Genomic DNA, 15,438 nt, shown 5'->3' with positions numbered 1-15,438 from the left:
ACGAATCTCTGAAAGCTATGTCCGAATCTACCTTACGTCCCCACCATCAGGCCGCTCGCGAACTCTCGGAGCTGTGCGCACACTTCGGATTGGAAAGTGATGCCGACCTCGACCAAATCGAGGTGACCGGTGTCACCAGTCGCGTTGAAACCACTCGTTCAGGTGACCTTTACCTCGCCATTGACGCTGCCGGCAGCGAGGCTGCGGCCATTGAGCTGGCGGTGGAGCGAGGAGCCATTGCCGTAATCGCCGCCCCCCAGCACCTACCCAAACTGGATGTTGCTGTGCCGGTGCTGGCCGTTGAACACCCGCAGCTGGCGCTGGGGCCAATTGCTGCCTGGGTGTACCGCACCGGCGAGCATGATTTCCGCACGCTCGTGACTCTCGGTGGGGCACGACGAGTGTCGGTTGCCCGCTGCGTTGACGCGGTGCTGGCGCTGCTGGGTCAGTATCGAGCCTTATTGGTCGCGTCGCAAGCGCGCATTAACGATGAGGACGCCTCGTGCATCACCACGCCCACGCGCGCCGATGACCTGCATGCCCTGCTGGCGCGGCTGCGCGAGGTGCGCGTCGATACCGCAGTGTTTGAGCTCGGCAGTGGTGAGATGGCTGGCCACCAGCTTGACGATGTCGAAATTGATGTGGTGACCTACTGTGGCGAGCTCACTGGTGACCGACCAACAACAGCGATGCTTGCCGAGGCGATGAGTCCCGACCGTTCGCGACGCGCGGTGGTGCTGGTTGACGACGCATTGGCGACCAGCTTGATCGAAGAATCGCGGGTGCCGGTGACAACCGTAGGAATTGGCGAAACCTCGGCCGACTGGCAGGCAGCCATTGACGGGGACGGGCGGTTCACGCTGCGTGGGCGCGATGATCGCAGCGTGTCAACAGTGGTGCGGGCCGAGAACGTCGAGGATATGTGCACGGTGCTGGCGCTCGCGCTGGTGGCACTAGATGAGGCCGGCTGGGCACTCGAGCAGCTACAGGATGCGTTCGATCGCTACGACGGCCTCGACCTCACCGGGCTTATTACCCCATCGAAAGCATCTGGCGAGATCACCGCATCCCCGCACCACTCCGAAATGGCACAGAAAGGCACCCCGGCATGATCGAAATGCGACTTGGTGACATGGCAGCGGCTATGGCAGGGAAACTGATCGGTGCTGATCCGGAACAGACCGTATGCGGTGTGTGCGACACCGACTCCCGCAATATCGGTAGCGGCGATATCTTCTTCGCCAAACCCGGTGAGCACACCGACGGACACAACTTCGTACCCCAGGCCGCTGAAGCCGGCGCTGCGGTGTGCGTGGTAGAACGCAGACTCGACGTCGACGTGCCGCAAATTGTGGTGGCCGACACGGTTGCAGCGCTGGGAGATCTGGCTCGCGTAGTGGTTGAACACGTGCGGTCGCTGGGCCGGATGCGAGTGGTAGCCGTCACCGGTTCAAACGGCAAAACCACAACCAAGAACCTGCTGGCAGCAATTTTTGGTGCCCACGGAAACGTTGTTGCCCCGATCAAATCGTTCAATAACGAGGTGGGTGCGCCGGTGACCTTCCTCAAAGTGGATGAAACCACCGACACGCTCGTCGCCGAAATGGGGGCGAGTGCCCAAGGCGAAATTGCCAGGCTGACCGGTATGGCGCGACCCGATGTGGGCATCGTACTGGTGGTTGGTCTCGCACACGCCGGTGAGTTTGGCTGTATCGAAGCGACCGCGCGCACCAAATCAGAGATGGTTAAGGCGCTGTCGGAAGACGGTGTCGCGGTGCTCAACGCTGACGATCCTCGCGTAATGGCAATGGCCGAGCTCACCTCGGCCCGGGTTATTACCTTTGGCCGTTCGGAAGCAGCCCAGGTGCGTGCTACCGAGGTGATGGTAGGGCAGCAGGGCACCGAGTTCACGCTGCATGTTCCCGACCACGAACCCGTGCGGGTGCAGTTTGCGGTGATTGGTGAGCATCACGTGATGAATGCGCTTGCCGCCACCGCCGCGGCCTGGGCGGAAGGAATCGCGGTGTCGGATATCGTCGCGACCCTCGAACGGGTGACGCGCGCCGAGCGCGGACGGATGGAGGTGCTGGTTCGCGAGCCGATCACGGTGATCAATGACGCCTATAACGCGAACCCCGACTCGATGCGTGCAGCACTTCGCACCCTGGCGCAGATTGCCAAACCTCAGCAACGCACGGTTGCGGTGCTTGGCGAAATGAGTGAGCTTGGTGAGCTGCATGTGCAGGAACACGACCGACTTGGCGAGCTTGCGGTGCGGCTGGGGATCACTCAGACCGTGGTGGTGGGGCAGGCTGCTCGACCGCTCTATCTGGCAGCGGTGGCGCAGGGCAGCTGGGATAACGAGGCTACTTTTGCTGCCGACGCCGATGCCGCACTCGAGTTTCTCGAAAGCTATCTACAACCGGGTGACATTGTGCTTGTAAAATCATCGAACTCTGCCGGGCTTCTGGCGCTCGGTGACCGGATTGGCGAGCTTGTGAAAGGAACCACTGCGTGATCGCGATTCTGCTGGCCGGTGCGATTGGTCTGCTGTTCACCCTGTTTCTCACACCGGTATTCATTCAGGGATTCAACCGGCTGCGCTGGGGACAGTACATCCGCGAGGATGGACCCAAAGAGCACTACGCGAAACGAGGCACACCCACTATGGGCGGGGTCATCTTCGTGCTCGGCTCGGTGATCGCCTACCTCATCGCTGTGTACACCGCTGGAGAGGGCCCCACCGCAACGGGGCTCTTGGCCATGTTCATGATGGTGGGGCATGCCGTCATCGGGTTCGTGGATGATTTCCTCAAGGTTCGCAAGCACCAGTCACTCGGCCTTGGCGGCTGGCAGAAGATCTTCGGTCAGGTCATTGTGGCTGCCATCTTCGCGCTGGTGGGGCTGCAATTTGTCAACGATAACGATGTGCCGGTGATCTCAAGCGCTATCTCGATGATTCGTGACACCCCCATCAACTTCTTCGTGCTGGGTGCGGTGGTGGGCACGGTGCTGGTGGTGCTGTGGATTGTCTTCATTACCACCGCCACCTCAAATGCCGTGAACGTCACCGACGGTCTGGATGGTCTCGCCACCGGCGCATCGATCTTCGCCATCGGCACCTATGGGGTCGTGGGGTACTGGCAGTTCAACCAGCAGTGTGATGCGCCGCGACTGTCACCCGACGTGGCCCATGCCTGCTATGTGGTGCACGCACCACTCGATATGACCATTCTCGCCGCGGCGATCGTGGGGTCGCTGGTCGGTTTTCTGTGGTGGAACACCTCGCCAGCCAAGATCTTCATGGGCGATACCGGTTCGTTGGCACTCGGCGGGGCGCTGGCAGCGTTTGCCATCATGAGCCGCACAGAGCTGCTGCTCGTGGTGATTGCGGGCTTGTTTGTCATCGAAACCGGATCAGTTATCGTGCAGCGCGCCTATTTCAAGGTGACCAAGGGGCAGCGAATTTTCCTCATGTCTCCCATCCACCACCACTTCGAACTTAAGGGTTGGGCCGAGCAAAACGTGGTGGTGCGTTTCTGGATCATTGGTGGCCTGCTCGCAATTCTGGGCCTGGCAATTTTCTATGCCGAGTGGGCTATCGCCGCGGAGCTCACACTATGAACCGACGACTCGACTCGCTTATCAGCTGGCACTCCGACTGGTCGGATCTTCGAGTAGCCGTGTTCGGCCTGGGAATGACTGGCTTTTCGGTGGCCGATACGCTCGCCGAACTCGGTTGCGAGGTGCTCGTGATCGCCGGGCGACCCGACGAAGATCGTCAGCGCATCCTGCAGGTGTTGCAGGTGCCGTGCGTGGTGACTGAATCGGCGGATGAGGTGCCGCAGCAGCTGCGCGATTTCAACGCCGATCTGGTCGTTGCCTCGCCCGGCTACCCGCCACATCACACCCTGCTGCGATGGGCTCAGGGCGAGTCGATTCCGGTGTGGGGCGATATCGAACTGGCCTGGCGACTGCGTGATAAAACCGGTACCCCCTCGCGCTGGCTGCTTGTGACCGGAACGAACGGCAAAACCACCACCACCCAGTTAACGGCTCATATGGTGGCTGAGTCGGGATTGCGCGTTGCTCCCGCGGGTAACATCGGGATCCCGGTGCTGGATGCGGTGCGCGATCCTCAGGGCTATGACGTGCTCGTTGTCGAGATTTCGAGCTATCAGCTGCATCACACCATCACGGTGTCGCCAGAGGCCGCAGTGGTGCTGAACGTCGCGCCCGACCACCTCGACTGGCACGGCTCATTTGCTGCATACCGGGAAGCGAAAGGTCGTGCCTACCACCTGGCCCGTGTCGCCTGCGTGTACAACCTTGCCGATGACACCACTCGTGAGCTAGTTGCAGCGGCCGATGTGATTGAAGGCTGCCGAGCTATCGGATTCGGTACCGATGTGCCACCGGTGAGCGCGTTCGGGGTGGTGAACGGTGTTCTCGTTGACCGTGCATTCCTTGATGACCGGCGCAGCCGGGCACTCGAACTCACCACCGTCGACGAGCTGCGTGAACGTGGGATGAGCGCGAAACATCTCGTTGAGGATGTGCTTGCGGCCGCTGCGCTGGCGCGTGCAATTGACGTGACTCCCGAACAGATTTCGGCCGCGATCGCCGGATTTACTCCCGATCAACACCGAAACCAGCACGTGCTCACCCGCAACGGTGTTCGCTGGGTCGATGATTCGAAGGCGACGAACACCCATGCAGCCCAGGCTTCGTTGCAGTCTTATCGCAGTGTGGTGTGGATCGTTGGGGGGCTCCTCAAAGGAGTCGATATCGCACCGCTTGTGGCTGCGCACAACAAACGACTGCGCGGTGCGGTGGTGATCGGCACTGATCGCGAACCGGTGCTTGCTGCATTCGCCCAACACGCGCCCGAGGTGCCGCTGGTTGCGATCGATTGCGACGACACTGATCGTGTGATGCCGCAGGTGGTTGCGGCGGCACTCGATCTCGCCCGCGATGGTGACACGGTGCTGTTGGCCCCTGCCGCGGCATCAATGGACCAGTTTGCGAGCTACTCCGACCGCGGCGAAAAATTTCAGCAGGCAGTACGAGCAGCGCTGACCGACAATAACGACTAGCCAAACCGGAGCGAAGGGGGAGTAGCGATGAGCCAGAGCAGCTCGGGTAGCGACGCACCCCGCGGTTGGGCGTATCGCATCCGTTTTGGCAAGCCCGGCACACCCGCAGATGTTGACCGAACGATGCTGTGGGCATTGGTGGTGCTGCTCACCGGCTTCGGGTTGGTGATGGTGCTTTCGAGCTCTTCGGTTGAGTCGTTCGCGGCCGGTAGCGGGGTGTCATCCAAGTTCTTGCGACAGGCAGTGTTCGCGGTGCTCGGCTTCAGCATCATGTATGTTGCGTCACGACTACCCCGACAGTTCTGGACTGGCAAGATTGCGGGGGCGTTGCTGGTGGTCACCCTGGTGCTGCAGGCGCTCGTGTTCACACCGCTTGGAATTACCGAGGGCGGTAACCGTGCCTGGCTCGATCTGGGCTTCACTTCGCTCCAGCCTGCCGAGGTTGGCAAGATTGCGATGTGTGTCTGGTTTGGTGCGGTACTGCGAATGAAGGGCAAGCCAATCGAACGGTGGCAGCACCTGATCGTGCCAATTCTGTTGCCGTCACTGCTCATTATCGGTTTGGCGATGGCAGGGAAAGACCTCGGCACCGTAATGGTGATGGCCGTGGTGCTGCTGGGAACGATGTGGTTCTCGGGTATGCCGCTGCGTTGGATCGCCTCGGGTGTGGCACTTGCGGTTATCGGTGCGGTTATGGCTGCGGCGCTGTCACCCAACCGTGTGGCACGTATCACCGCGTTTTTCTCTGGCGAGTGCGACTATGAATACCTGTGCTGGCAAACCACGCATGGTTTCTACGCCCTCGCCCACGGTGGGTTGTTTGGTGTGGGGCTCGGTAACTCAACCGCGAAGTGGTCGTGGCTACCCGAGGCCGATAACGACTACATCTTCGCCATAATTGGTGAGGAGTTTGGTTTGCTGGGGGCACTGCTGGTGATCGTCATGTTCACCGCGCTGGCGATCGTAATGCTGCGAATGTGGCGCAATGCCGCAGATGCACCAGATCGCGCCATTATCGGCGGCGTCTTCAGCTGGATCATTTTCCAAGCATTCGTGAATATTGCTGTTGTGATCGGACTGCTACCGGTGCTGGGTGTGCCGTTGCCGTTTGTATCGTCCGGTGGTTCGGCTCTGGTCACCACACTGTTGGCTATGGGGATTGTGCTGTCGGTGAGCCGCGGCACCGGCCCGAGTGTTCCCTCATCGGCTGGTAACCAACCCGCCGGTGCGGTCCAAGCGCGAAAGGAATCGGTCTCGCGATGACGACCTATCTGCTGGCTGGCGGGGGTACTGCCGGCCACGTCAACCCGCTTCTGGCCACCGCCGACGCGCTGCGCGAGCGCGATCCCGCAGCTGAGATCATCGTGCTCGGCAGCCGTGGTGGCCTTGAAGAGCGCCTCGTTCCCGCCCACGGGTATGAACTCAAGCTCATTGAGAAAGTGCCGTTTCCACGCCGGCTCAACGGTGGCGCACTGCGGTTTCCACGTCGCTTTCTTCACGCGGTGCGCACTGTGCGTCGACTGATCGCTGACCGTGGCGTTGCAGTTGTGGTGGGCTTTGGCGGCTATGCAGCGACCCCGGCCTATGTGGCAGCGCGCCGTAGAGTGCCGGTGGTGGTACATGAAGCGAATGCCATGCCTGGGCTTGCCAACCGGCTCGGTGCCCGCTGGGCAGCCCGGGTGGCCGTGGCGTTCTCAAACACGCCGCTGCCGCGCGCGGTGATGGTGGGGATGCCGCTGCGCAAACAGATTGCACAGCTTGACCGTGAGGCGCTGCGCCCCGAAGCCATCTCTTATTTTGGGTTGGATCCGCACCGGCGCACACTCGTGGTAACCGGCGGCTCGCTCGGAGCTAAGCGAATTAATGACGCTGTTCGCGAGGCCGGAGTCGATCTCACCGGTACCCCTGAGCCAGCTGATTCGACGCAGCCCGAATCGGCCTGGCAGGTGGTGCATATTGTTGGGCAACTCTCGCCGTTTGACGATCCGCAGCTGCCGAACTATCACGTGGTCGAATATTGCGATCGGATGGATCTCGCATTTGCTGCTGCCGATCTGCTGCTCTCGCGCGCGGGCGCATCGACAGTGTCAGAGATTCTGGCGGTGGGGCTGCCAGCGGTGTATGTGCCCTACGCGGTCGGTAACGGCGAGCAGGCAAAGAACATTGCCTCGGTGATTGAAGCGGGTGCGGCCCGCACCGTAAGTGACGCCCAGATGAGTGCTGAGTGGATTCGCAGTGAACTTTTACCGCTGATGCGTGACGATGAAGCAATGGCCCAGCTGGCTACAAATGCCGCCGCGATCGGTATTAACGATGCTGCCGAGCGGCTCGCCGAACTGATCGGTGACGCGATGACAACCGAAGCACCTAGGCTGAAAAACCGACCGGGCCGGTCTCGGCGGCGCAGTTAACCAGCAGCCGAAACATTCAACCAGTTGATCGGTCTATTCAAGCTACCGGCCCGGTGAGTTTGCCGGTTGCGAACGTTCAGGAGAGGAATCACCGTGGTAATCAAGCCGGATCCGCAAGCGCAGATTCCCGCGCAAATTGCGCGCGCACACTTCATTGGGATTGGTGGCTCGGGCATGAGCGGCATCGCCCGGATGTTTCTCGATTCGAATGTTGCGGTGTCGGGCTCCGACCGCAGCGAGTCGGAATACACTCGCAATCTGCTTGGCGCCGGCGCTCAAGTAACCATTGGACACGCCGCCGAGAACCTTCCCGACGGGGTGGATGTGGTGGTCGTCACCTCGGCGCTGTGGCCCGATAACCCCGAACTCGTGGCGGCTCGCGAGCGCGGCATCACCGTGTTGCACCGTTCGCAAGCACTGGTGTGGCTGACACAAAACTCGCGGGTGGTTGCGGTAGCCGGCGCCCACGGTAAGACCACCTCAACCGGCATGATTGCCACCGCGTTGGTCGAGCTTGGCCGCGATCCAAGTTTTGTTAACGGCGGTGTGGTCGCACCACTCGGAACCAATGAACGCCGCGGTTCGGGAGCAGAGTTTATTGTTGAGGCCGATGAGTCGGACGGCTCATTCTTGTTCTACGACGTCGCGATCGCGCTGATCACCAATATCGACAACGATCATCTCGACCACTATGGCAGCGTCGACGCTTTCCAGCAGGCCTTTGTCGACTTTGCCAGCGGTGCCAGCGAGGCTGTGGTGCTCAGCGCCGATGATGACCTGACCGTGGCGCTTCGCAAACGGCTCGATCACCCGCGCACCGTATCGTTTGGCACCGCAGAGAACGCCGATGTGCGGCTACTTGCAACCACGCCGCTGCAGGGGCGCACCCGGATGCGGATCGCCGTAGACGGTGCCGAGTATGAGGGCGAGCTGGCGGTGCCTGGCTTCCACAATGCGTTGAATGCCACAGGTGCCGTTGCGGTGCTTCGCGAACTCGGCGTCGACCCGGCTGCTGCGCTGCGGGGGCTGGCCGCTTTTACCGGTACGAAACGCCGCTTCGAGCTGCACGACACGATTGATGGTGTTTCGGTGTACGACGACTATGCACACCACCCGCGCGAGGTGGTGGCAGCGCTCACTGCCGCACGCGAGGTGGTTGGTGACGGCCGCATCCTTGCCGTTCATCAACCGCACCTGTATTCGCGAACGCAGGCAATGAGTGACGAATTTGCTGCCGCCTACGAGGCGCTTGCCGACCACACGGTGGTGCTCGATGTTGACGGTGCCCGTGAAGACCCGGTGCCGGGCGTAACCGGCGAACTTGTCGTGCGCGGGTTTGAGGATGCAAGCAAGGTCGATTACCGGCCAGATTGGGCTGATGCGGCCACCCGCGTTGCGGAATGGACCGAACCGGGCGACTTCGTCATCACATTCGGTTGCGGCAATGTCAACCTCATCATTCCGCAACTGCTGGCGGCGCTGCGCGCGCGTACACCGCGTGCATCCGAGTCGGCTGCCGCTGTGATCAACAGCCGTAGCGACAGGTGAATTCGTGGGCGGGTTTGACCGGTTTCGTCGCGGTTCGGGAGATGATTGGCCCCCGAGCCGCGACGATGACGATTTCGTTTACGACACCGGCGAAACCGACCCGGTGACCGGATCCGAAACCGAGCGTGCTCGGCGTGAACCGACCAGTAGCGAGGCTGCCGCTACAGATTCGAAGCTGCCGCCGCTGTGGCAGGCTCGCCGGGCACGTAAGCAGCTCGAGCGCGACGAGGTGCGCCGTTTCACCCGCCGCGCCCGAACCCGTCGCCGGGTGCTGTGGGGCGTTACCGGGCTTACCGCTTTCGTTGTCGTGTTCGTGGCGATTGGAGTGTTTACGCCGCTATTCAGCGTGCGCGAGGTGGCTGTGATCGGCGTTGAGCGTGCCGATAAAGCGGCGATCGAATCGTCGCTGAAACAGCTTGAGGGGCGACCACTGGCGCAGGTGACCGATGCCGATGTGGGGGCTCTGCTCGATCAATTTGTGCTGGTGCAAAGCTATTCGGTGCGCACCGAACCACCTTCAAGGCTCATTGTCGAGGTGGTGGAGCGTGTACCGGTGGGAGCGATCACGGGTGGCGACGGTATCGTCATGGTTGATGCGGTTGGCACCACCCTTTGGCGAGCCGACAAGCTGCCCGGCGATATTCCGGTGATTCGAGTGAGCAGCGTCGATGCTCCCGGATTCGCTGCTGCAGCTCAAGCCTCGCTCGCGCTCGACGGCGAACTGCGCAAGCAAGTTGCGGAGATTTCAGCGAACACACTCGACAGCATCACACTGACGCTGCGTGACGGAACGCTCGTAATGTGGGGGAGTGCCGAAGACTCCGACCGCAAGGCGCGGGTGCTCGAAGCACTCGTGGTGGCGTCGGGCGGGCAGCCCGCATATTTTGACGTGTCGAGCCCCGACAATCCGGTATCGCGTGACGCACAGCCATAACCAGAGCACCCGCAAAGGTTCAACCCCTGGTTGAGGCAAGTTGCATGCTTCCGGCAACACGCGCGAGACGCCGCAGAGCTCAGCGGGTAAACGGCCATAACGTTACAACCAGCAATCGTCCGCGACCGGGTTTGAGCTCGCTACGGGGATCAACCACCCAACGACAAGGGGTCACGCAGTGTCGAACACCACTTCTGCCAACACGAATAACTACCTCGCCGTCATCAAAGTCGTCGGCGTTGGTGGTGGCGGCGTCAACGCCGTTAACCGCATGATCGAGATCGGCCTGCGTGGTGTCGAGTTCATCGCGGTGAACACCGACGCACAGGCCCTCATGCTCTCGGATGCCGATGTCAAGATCGACATCGGTCGCGAGCTCACCCGCGGCCTGGGAGCCGGCGCCGACCCTGAAATTGGTCGTCGCGCTGCCGAAGAACACGTGGAAGAAATCGAGCAGGCTCTCGCTGGCGCTGACATGGTGTTCGTCACCGCTGGCGAGGGTGGTGGCACCGGCACCGGCGGTGCCCCGGTGGTGGCTCGCATTGCCAAGTCAATAGGAGCGCTCACGATCGGTGTGGTAACGAAGCCCTTCAGCTTCGAAGGCCGTCGGCGCATGGATCAGGCAGAAACCGGTGTGGCTGCGCTCAAAGATGAGGTCGATGCGCTGATTGTGGTGCCAAACGACCGGCTCTTGGAGATCAGCGATCGCGGTATCTCGATGCTCGAAGCATTCTCAACGGCCGACCAGGTGTTGCTGGCCGGTGTGCAGGGCATCACCGATCTCATCACCAACCCCGGTGTTATCAACGTTGACTTTAACGACGTCAAATCGGTGTTGCAGGGAGCGGGTTCGGCACTCATGGGGATCGGTACCGCGCGCGGCGCCGACCGCTCGGTCAAGGCTGCCGAATTGGCGGTTGCCTCGCCGCTACTCGAAACCTCAATCGAGGGGGCGCACGGTGTGCTGCTGTCGGTGCAGGGTGGCTCGAACCTCGGCATGTTCGAAGTGGCTGAAGCCGCCCAACTGGTGCGTGACGCGGTATTTGATGGTGCCAACATCATTCTCGGTACCGCTGTAGACGACACCCTCGGCGACGAAGTGCGCGTCACGGTTATTGCTGCCGGTTTCATCGGTGGTGAACCGAAGCCCATGGTGCGTAACGAAGAGCCAAGCAAACCCGAACTGAAGCCAGAAAGCGCTCCGCTGTCGCTGCCGACAGTCGCAGAGGCCACTGCGCGCAACATTGATCCGGTTGATGAGTCGGAAGAACCGGTCACACATCCCGCATCGATCGCTGAAGAAAGCGCTCCCCGACTCGATCAGGCTCCGGCATGGAGCACTGCCGAGCAGCCCACTGTCGCTCCGCGCCAGAATGACAGCCCGTTCGATGACGAGGACGGTAGTGGTCTCGACATCCCCTCATTCCTGCGATGAACAGCGCGGTTGATGCTGCGGCCGTTGCCGAACGGCTCGAGCGGGTGCGAGGCGAGATCGCTGAGGCTGCCGCTGCGGTCGGACGCTCGAGCGACGAGCTGACGGTCATCGTGGTGACCAAATACCAGCCACTCGAACTCATTGATGTGCTCGCTGAACTCGGTGTGCGCGATTTCGGTGAAAACCGACACCCAGAGTCGCGCAATAAGGCCCAGCGCATTCACGAACTGGGGGCGGGGCGTCTGCACTTCATTGGGCAGTTGCAGCGTAATAAAGCCCGCCAGGTGGGGCGCTACGCCGATGCAGTGCACTCTATTGACCGTGAAGAACTCGTCACAGCACTGTCGACGCTCGAGCGTGGCGATGCGGGTGCGCTCGATGTGCTGATGCAACTGTCGCTAGACGGCGATCCGAGCCGTGGAGGAGTTCCGCTTGGCGAAGCCGAAGTGCTAGCAGAGCGGATCGCTGCAACCCCGACCATCCGCTTGCGCGGTGTGATGGCGGTGGCGCCGCTGGGTGTTGATCCGCTGCCGGCATTTGAACAGGTTCGGCTCACCTCAGAACGAATTCGCGCAATTGTGCCGGATGCGAGATGGATTTCGGCGGGAATGTCGCACGACTTTCACTCAGCAATTTCACAGGGTGCGACACACCTGCGAATCGGCACGGCAATCACCGGAAATCGTCCAACCGCCCCGTAACGTAATTGCATACACGTCAGGAGGCACACATGGGCAATCCGCTTCGTAACGCAATGGTTTATCTCGGACTCGCCGAGGAAACCGACAACCAGATCGACCGTCAGGGGCAGGTCACGCAGTCGGTGACAAATGCCGAAACTGATCGCGTAGAGCCGGTAACCGAGCGCGCCACCCCCGCTCCTGTAACCCCAATCAACCGGGCGTCCGTGCCGCACGCGACTCCCGTGGTTAAGCCGACCCCCGCGGCATCGAAGATGAACGAGATTCTCACCGTCCACCCTAAGGCTTTCGACAACGATGCCAGAGTGATTGCCGAGCACTTCCGTGATGGCGTGCCGGTAATCATGAACCTGTCGCAGATGAGCGACGGCGATGCTCGACGCATCATTGACTTTGCATCGGGTCTCGCGCAGGGATTGCTCGGCAAGATCGAGCGCGTCACGAATCGCGTGTTTTTGCTGACCCCCGAACATGTCAACGTGCACGCTGACGAGTCGAGCCACGCTGACGACAACACGTTCTTCAGCTAAATTGTGTTGCAGTGCCTCATTGACGGTGTACCCATGGGTGCACCGTCAATCTCGTATCTGACAGGTTGGAACGCACTTGTATCTCTTGTGGACGATGCTTTTCTACATCATCACTCTCTACACGGCGGTGATGTGGGCACGGCTGATTATTGACTGGGCCATGGTGCTTGCGCCGCGCTGGCGACCAAGGGGTGTTTTGTTAGTGCTGGTCGACGCCGTCTTTCGGCTCACCGATCCGCCGCTGAAGTTGCTCCGCAAGTGGATTCGACCGTTGCAAGTGGGCAATATCGCCCTTGATCTTTCGTGGCTTGTGGTGTTAATCGGGCTGAATCTGTTGAGCTATTTCACGAGCTATTTGGCCGTGACGAGTGCGCAATAGCAGCTCATTTCATGAAAATGATGTGACGAATGTTGTGGTTGTGGCGTAAGGTTGTCGAAGTAGATCGAGATCTGTCTCAGTAACGAGCTGTTTCCAATCCACGAAGAGAGAGGCCCGACCCATGGCGCTTACGCCGGAAGACGTCGTTAACAAGCGGTTTCAGCAAACGAAGTTCCGCGAGGGGTACGACCAAGACGAGGTTGACGACTTTCTCGATGAGGTGGTCGCTGAGTTTCGTCGACTGATTGCTGAAAACGAACAGCTTACGGCTGAAAACGAGCGGCTCAGGGCTGCCGGAGGCGGCGAAGCTGCGCCGGCTGCGCCGTTTGCACCTGCACCCGAGGTGCGAGAAGAGGCTCCCGTTCCTGTTACCGCTCCGGCTCCGGCTCCCGTTCCGGTGCCAGCCCCCGCTCCCGAAGCTGCCGCTGGCGATGTGACCGCCGAGTCACAGTCGCTGCTGGTGCTGGCACGTCGTCTGCACGACGAACATGTTGCCGAGGGTACCCGCCGCCGCGACCAACTGATCTCCGAGGCTGAAGCCGACGCCAAGCGTATCGTTGAGGAAGCCAACTCGCAGGCCCAGGTAGTGACCGACGAAGCCGAGACTCAGGCGAAGCGCGTCGTGGCCGACGCTGAAAATCGCGCGCGCGCGCTCGTTAGCAACGCCGAGAACCGTGAGCGTGACACCACCAGCCGCCTCGAGGCGTCACAGCGCAAGCTTGAAGAACGCATCGAAGAGCTCCGTCTATTCGAGCGCGACTACCGCAACAACCTGCGCAGCTACATCGAGGGCCAGCTCAACGAGCTCAACTCGTCCGGTGGCGGCGAGGTAGAAGCCGGTCAGTAGTATCTCGGAGTGACTGAGTCCATCACCACACCGCGGCCCGCGGCCAGCACACGCCATATTGCGTTGCTGGTCGGGGTCGCGGCCGTGTTATTGGCTGGAGACCAGCTCATCAAACAGCTGGTTGTCGACCACATGGTCGAGGGGCAACGCATCGAGGTGATCGGTGAGGCACTGCAGATTCACTTCGTGCGTAACCCCGGCGCTGCGTTTTCGATTGCTTCGGGAATGACGTGGATCTTCACAATTATCGCGGCCGTGGTGGTCGGGGTGATTGTGGCGAATGCGCGCCGCATCCAATCGGTATGGTGGGCGGTTGTGCTGGGGCTCGTTCTCGGTGGCACCCTGGGGAATCTGGGTGACCGGCTCTTCCGGGCACCGGGTGTTTTTGAGGGGCACGTCGTTGACTACATTTCGACGCCCTGGATTGTGCCAGCCATCTACAATCTTGCCGATATCGCGATTGTCGGTGGCATGGTCATGGTCGCGCTGTTGACCATCCTCGACGTGGGTTTTGACGGCGAACGCGGCTCAGCCAAAACCATGCCCGCTGACAAACCCGACAGAACCGCCGTGGAATGCCATGAAACAGACGCGAATTCTGCCGCTACCTGACGGCCTGGTTGGGGAGCGTGTCGACACCGGTGTCGCCAAACTCATGGGCTTGAGTCGAAGCCGGGTTGCCGACCTTGCCGCGGCGGGTGACATTCTCGTCGACGGCGTGGCAGCCTCGAAATCCGACCGTCTGCCAGCAGGTGCAATGCTGCACATTGAGTGGGAGCATGAAAGGCCACTACAAGTAGAACCGATTCCGGTTCCCGAGCTTGAGATTGTGCACGATGAGCCATCATTTGTGGTTGTGATGAAGCCCGTAGGGGTGGCCGCGCACCCCTCGGTGGGGTGGAGTGGCCCCACCGTTCTCGGTGCGCTGGCAGCCGCCGGGTTCCGGATCACCACATCAGGGCAACCCGAACGTCAAGGCATCGTGCACCGGCTGGATGTTGGCACCTCGGGCCTGATGGTGGTGGCAAAATCAGAAACCGCCTATTCGGTGTTGAAGCAGGCGTTTCGGGATCGGGCGGTTGACAAGACCTATCACGCAGTGGTGCAGGGGCTCATGGACCCGCTTTCGGGGACGATTGATGCGCCGATCGGCCGCCACCCCGGTTCGAGCTGGAAATTTGCTGTGGTTGCCGACGGCAAACCATCGATCACGCACTACGACACGATCGAGGCGTTCCGCCGCGCATCGCTACTCGAAGTAAAGCTCGAAACCGGGCGTACCCATCAGATTCGTGTGCACACCTCGGCCCAAGGGCACCCCTGTGTCGGCGACCCGCTTTACGGTTGTGATCCCAAATTGGCGGCTGCCCTCGGCCTTGACCGGCAATGGCTGCACGCGGTGGGGCTCGGTTTTGTGCACCCGCTCACCGGTGAGTATGTGTCGTTCACCTCGAACTACCCTGATGACCTGCAGCAGGCGCTCGAAGCGCTGCGCCGCGGCGTCGACTACTGATACCGGCGACCGTGCTGGCAGCATCGAGTCGCTACTACGCAGGC

The 15,438-nt window shown here is 61.1% G+C and carries 15 protein-coding genes; all 15 read left to right on the top strand.

Features of this window, described 5'->3' with window-relative positions; translation table 11 throughout:
- Positions 1-17 precede the first annotated feature (17 nt).
- The 15 genes from RQ865_RS04585 to RQ865_RS04515 all read left to right on the top strand — a co-directional run bounded on the left by RQ865_RS04585 (position 18) and on the right by RQ865_RS04515 (position 15,394).
- Positions 18-1,112, top strand: a complete 1,095-nt coding sequence (locus RQ865_RS04585) for a hypothetical protein (protein WP_311477942.1) — start codon at positions 18-20, stop codon at positions 1,110-1,112.
- The gene (gene murF, locus RQ865_RS04580; protein WP_311477941.1) at positions 1,109-2,518 is read left to right on the top strand and encodes a UDP-N-acetylmuramoyl-tripeptide--D-alanyl-D-alanine ligase; all 1,410 of its coding nucleotides are present in this window, start codon (positions 1,109-1,111) and stop codon (positions 2,516-2,518) included. The genes RQ865_RS04585 and murF overlap by 4 nt, the downstream gene beginning before the upstream one ends.
- The gene (gene mraY, locus RQ865_RS04575) at positions 2,515-3,624 is read left to right on the top strand and encodes a phospho-N-acetylmuramoyl-pentapeptide-transferase (protein ID WP_311477940.1); all 1,110 of its coding nucleotides are present in this window, start codon (positions 2,515-2,517) and stop codon (positions 3,622-3,624) included. Before murF ends, mraY begins: the two co-directional genes overlap by 4 nt.
- Positions 3,621-5,096 (top strand): UDP-N-acetylmuramoyl-L-alanine--D-glutamate ligase, encoded by a 1,476-nt coding sequence (murD, locus tag RQ865_RS04570; protein WP_311477939.1) that lies wholly within the window; start codon positions 3,621-3,623, stop codon positions 5,094-5,096. The genes mraY and murD overlap by 4 nt, the downstream gene beginning before the upstream one ends.
- A 27-nt stretch (positions 5,097-5,123) precedes the next feature.
- On the top strand, positions 5,124-6,359 hold the full coding sequence (gene ftsW / locus RQ865_RS04565; protein ID WP_311477938.1) for a putative lipid II flippase FtsW: 1,236 nt from the start codon (positions 5,124-5,126) through the stop codon (positions 6,357-6,359).
- Complete coding sequence (murG, locus tag RQ865_RS04560; RefSeq protein ID WP_311477936.1) at positions 6,356-7,507, top strand: undecaprenyldiphospho-muramoylpentapeptide beta-N-acetylglucosaminyltransferase; 1,152 nt, start codon at positions 6,356-6,358, stop codon at positions 7,505-7,507. The genes ftsW and murG overlap by 4 nt, the downstream gene beginning before the upstream one ends.
- A gap of 93 nt (positions 7,508-7,600) precedes the next feature.
- Positions 7,601-9,055: a UDP-N-acetylmuramate--L-alanine ligase gene (gene murC / locus RQ865_RS04555; protein WP_399521801.1), complete on the top strand. Its 1,455-nt coding sequence runs from the start codon at positions 7,601-7,603 to the stop codon at positions 9,053-9,055.
- A 4-nt stretch (positions 9,056-9,059) separates the two neighbouring features.
- Positions 9,060-9,989: an FtsQ-type POTRA domain-containing protein gene (locus tag RQ865_RS04550; RefSeq protein WP_311477934.1), complete on the top strand. Its 930-nt coding sequence runs from the start codon at positions 9,060-9,062 to the stop codon at positions 9,987-9,989.
- Between the two features lie 178 nt (positions 9,990-10,167).
- Positions 10,168-11,424, top strand: coding sequence for a cell division protein FtsZ (gene ftsZ, locus RQ865_RS04545; RefSeq protein WP_311477932.1), 1,257 nt, complete (start codon positions 10,168-10,170; stop codon positions 11,422-11,424).
- Positions 11,421-12,125 carry a YggS family pyridoxal phosphate-dependent enzyme gene (locus RQ865_RS04540; RefSeq protein ID WP_311477929.1) on the top strand — a complete coding sequence of 235 codons (705 nt, stop codon included), beginning with the start codon at positions 11,421-11,423 and terminating at the stop codon, positions 12,123-12,125. Before ftsZ ends, RQ865_RS04540 begins: the two co-directional genes overlap by 4 nt.
- 29 nt (positions 12,126-12,154) lie before the next feature.
- Positions 12,155-12,655, top strand: a complete 501-nt coding sequence (locus tag RQ865_RS04535; protein ID WP_311477927.1) for a cell division protein SepF — start codon at positions 12,155-12,157, stop codon at positions 12,653-12,655.
- A 76-nt stretch (positions 12,656-12,731) separates the two neighbouring features.
- Positions 12,732-13,034, top strand: coding sequence for a YggT family protein (locus tag RQ865_RS04530; protein WP_311477925.1), 303 nt, complete (start codon positions 12,732-12,734; stop codon positions 13,032-13,034).
- Between the two features lie 121 nt (positions 13,035-13,155).
- Positions 13,156-13,881, top strand: coding sequence for a DivIVA domain-containing protein (locus RQ865_RS04525; RefSeq protein WP_311477923.1), 726 nt, complete (start codon positions 13,156-13,158; stop codon positions 13,879-13,881).
- A gap of 9 nt (positions 13,882-13,890) precedes the next feature.
- Positions 13,891-14,493: a signal peptidase II gene (lspA, locus tag RQ865_RS04520; RefSeq protein WP_311477921.1), complete on the top strand. Its 603-nt coding sequence runs from the start codon at positions 13,891-13,893 to the stop codon at positions 14,491-14,493.
- Positions 14,462-15,394 carry an RluA family pseudouridine synthase gene (locus RQ865_RS04515; RefSeq protein WP_311477918.1) on the top strand — a complete coding sequence of 311 codons (933 nt, stop codon included), beginning with the start codon at positions 14,462-14,464 and terminating at the stop codon, positions 15,392-15,394. The genes lspA and RQ865_RS04515 overlap by 32 nt, the downstream gene beginning before the upstream one ends.
- The last annotated feature ends 44 nt before the right edge of the window (positions 15,395-15,438 follow it).

This window comes from uncultured Gulosibacter sp., assembly GCF_963509965.1.
Classification (GTDB): domain Bacteria; phylum Actinomycetota; class Actinomycetes; order Actinomycetales; family Microbacteriaceae; genus Gulosibacter.
Note: the sequence above shows the minus strand (reverse complement) of the source record. Positions and strands in the feature narration are given on the sequence as shown.

What these genes read in the sequence shown, in the direction of transcription:
- RQ865_RS04585 (WP_311477942.1), top strand. Translation starts at nt 18, where the DNA reads ATGTCCGAATCTACCTTACGTCCCCACCATCAGGCCGCTCGCGAACTC.
- murF (WP_311477941.1), top strand. Translation starts at nt 1,109, where the DNA reads ATGATCGAAATGCGACTTGGTGACATGGCAGCGGCTATGGCAGGGAAA.
- murD (WP_311477939.1), top strand. Translation starts at nt 3,621, where the DNA reads ATGAACCGACGACTCGACTCGCTTATCAGCTGGCACTCCGACTGGTCG.
- ftsW (WP_311477938.1), top strand. Translation starts at nt 5,124, where the DNA reads ATGAGCCAGAGCAGCTCGGGTAGCGACGCACCCCGCGGTTGGGCGTAT.
- murG (WP_311477936.1), top strand. Translation starts at nt 6,356, where the DNA reads ATGACGACCTATCTGCTGGCTGGCGGGGGTACTGCCGGCCACGTCAAC.
- RQ865_RS04540 (WP_311477929.1), top strand. Translation starts at nt 11,421, where the DNA reads ATGAACAGCGCGGTTGATGCTGCGGCCGTTGCCGAACGGCTCGAGCGG.
- RQ865_RS04535 (WP_311477927.1), top strand. Translation starts at nt 12,155, where the DNA reads ATGGGCAATCCGCTTCGTAACGCAATGGTTTATCTCGGACTCGCCGAG.
- RQ865_RS04525 (WP_311477923.1), top strand. Translation starts at nt 13,156, where the DNA reads ATGGCGCTTACGCCGGAAGACGTCGTTAACAAGCGGTTTCAGCAAACG.
- RQ865_RS04515 (WP_311477918.1), top strand. Translation starts at nt 14,462, where the DNA reads ATGAAACAGACGCGAATTCTGCCGCTACCTGACGGCCTGGTTGGGGAG.